The sequence below is a fragment of the uncultured Thiodictyon sp. genome (assembly GCA_903837595.1).
Lineage (GTDB): Bacteria > Pseudomonadota > Gammaproteobacteria > Chromatiales > Chromatiaceae > Thiodictyon.
The window spans coordinates 1-2,361 of the sequence record CAILVI010000122.1; the positions used below are offsets into that span (position 1 = coordinate 1).

Annotated in this window: 2 protein-coding genes; both read left to right on the forward strand. The window is 67.6% G+C overall.

The window, feature by feature from the left end; genetic code table 11:
• Positions 1-26: 26 nt before the first annotated feature.
• Positions 27-1,892 (forward strand): SulP family inorganic anion transporter, encoded by a 1,866-nt coding sequence (locus QZY44_RS06685; RefSeq protein WP_295443987.1) that lies wholly within the window; start codon positions 27-29, stop codon positions 1,890-1,892.
• A gap of 62 nt (positions 1,893-1,954) precedes the next feature.
• Positions 1,955-2,361 (forward strand): hypothetical protein (locus QZY44_RS06690; RefSeq protein WP_295443984.1); only part of this gene is annotated, 407 nt, incomplete at its 3' end.

The following is a 2,361-nucleotide window of genomic DNA, read 5'->3' on the forward strand; positions in this document are numbered from 1 at the left end:
GACAGACCCGCCAACAGGTACCACAGATGTCTTCCCGCCCGGCCCCGGCCGCCCTCCCCGCCCATCGCCCCAAGGGCCCAGGCCTGCCGCCCTGGCTGTTAATTCTGTTGCCTTTTCTGCGATGGTGGCGGCGGGTCACACCGCACAATCTGCGTCTCGACCTGATGGCGGGGCTGACCGGCGCGGTGGTGGTGCTGCCGCAGGGCGTGGCCTTCGCGACCATCGCCGGGATGCCGCCTGAATATGGACTCTACGCCGGAATGGTCCCGGCGGTGATCGCCGCCCTGTGGGGGTCATCCTGGCACCTGGTCTCGGGCCCGACGACGGCGGCGTCCATTGTGGTCTTCTCCACACTCAGCGTCTTCGCCGAACCCGGCAGCGCCGATTATGTGCGCCTGGCGCTCACCCTGACCCTCATGGTCGGCATCCTGGAACTGGCCATGGGGCTGGCACGGCTGGGGACCCTGGTCAACTTCATCTCGCACTCGGTGGTGGTCGGCTTCACCGCGGGCGCCGCCTTCCTGATCGCCGGCAACCAGGTCAAGAATTTCTTCGGGCTGGACATCGCCCGCGGACTGGGCCTGCACGAGGTCGTCGGGACCCTGCTGTTGAATGTGGAGCACCTCAATCCCTTCGTCACCGGGGTGGGTGTGGCGACCCTGGCACTGGGACTGGCGGTGCGGTATTTCTTCCCCAAGTTCCCGTACATGATCGCGGCCATGGTGGGCGGCAGCCTCATCGCCTATGCCCTCAATCAGCTGCTGGGGGTGGGGACGACCGGCATCCGCACCGTGGGCGCGCTGCCGGCCGGGTTGCCGCCGCTGTCCAGGCCCGACTTTTCACTCGAGACCATCCGGCAACTCGCCCCGGCCGCCTTGGCGGTGACCCTGTTTGCCCTGACCGAGGCCGTCTCCATCGCCCGCTCACTGGCCGCCCGCGCGCATCAGCACATCGACGGCAACCAGGAGTTCATCGGCCAGGGACTGTCCAACCTCGCCGGCGCCTTCTTCTCCGGCTATGTCGCCACCGGCTCATTCAACCGCAGCGGACTCAATTTTCAGGCCGGCGCCCAGACACCGCTGGCGGCGGTGGCGGCCGGTGTGCTCCTGGTCGGGGTGGTGGTGCTGGTCGCCCCGCTGGCTGCCTATCTGCCCAACGCCGCCATGGCGGCGATCCTGTTCCTGGTGGCTTGGGGGCTGATCGATTTTCACGCCGTACGCAACATCCTGCGCACCAGCCGTTCCGAGACCGCGGTGCTGGCCGTGACCTTTTTCGGCACCCTCTTCCTCCAATTGGAGTTCGCCATCATGGCCGGGGTGCTGCTGTCGCTGGGGCTGTATCTCAACCGCACGTCGCGCCCCAAGTTGATCAGCCGGGTACCGGACCCACGCACCCCGGGGCGCGACTTCGTGACCGACCCGAGCCTGCCGGAATGCCCACAGATCAAGATTGCGCGGCTCGACGGCTCGCTCTTCTTCGGCGCGGTCAACTATGTCGCCGAGACCCTGCATCGACTGGAAGAGGCCCGTCCCGGGCAGCGCCATCTGATCATCTCCGCCACCGGCATCAACTTCATCGACGTGGCCGGCGCCGAATTTCTGGTCCAAGAGGCCACCCGGCGTCGCGCCGAGGGGGGTGGACTCTATCTGATCCGCTTGAAGCCGGGGGTCTGCGAGCCACTCAAGCGCGGCGGCTATGTCGACGTGATGGGGCGGGAGAACCTGTTCACCGGCAAGACCGAGGCCATCGCCAGCGTCGTCGCCCGGCTCGACCCGCAGGTCTGCCAGACCTGCACCGCGCGGATCTTCCGCGAATGCGCTGCCAAGCCTGGCGCGGGCGGCGGGGGCGATACCGGGACTGATCACCCGGCGGCTTCCGGACAGGTCGGTTGAGCCATGGATAGGGCGATTTTTGTTACTCTGAGTCCTCAAGCCAAAAGCCCGGACCAACCTGCATGTCACTCGACCCCACGACCTTCGCTGCCTTGTTACGCGCCGGCGCCGTGCGCTCCATCGGCATCGTACGCCGGGGCGAGCGGTGGGAGGTCTGGGTGCGTGTGGGTCAGACCTCGGCCGAGTCCTCGGCTGAGCCGATCCAGACCACGCCGGGTGGAGTGCGCCAGTGGGTCAGCTTTGAAGCGGCCTATACCTTCGTGCGCGACCAGGGCTATCGGGGCACCGTAGCGGTCGACGACGCGATCGAGTCTGCCAGTGAGCGCGCACACGCGGGCCTGGCCGCGGCCACGGACACAACAGCCCCCCTGCCGACGCCCCAGGAGACCTTAGAAACCGTCTCAGGGCCGCAAACGCCCCAGTTCAAGGGCGCGAAGACCGCCCGATCGCCGCTGGCCCTGACCACGCC

Coding starts and splice junctions, on each gene's coding strand:
- QZY44_RS06685 (WP_295443987.1), top strand. CDS start 27: ATGTCTTCCCGCCCGGCCCCGGCCGCCCTCCCCGCCCATCGCCCCAAG.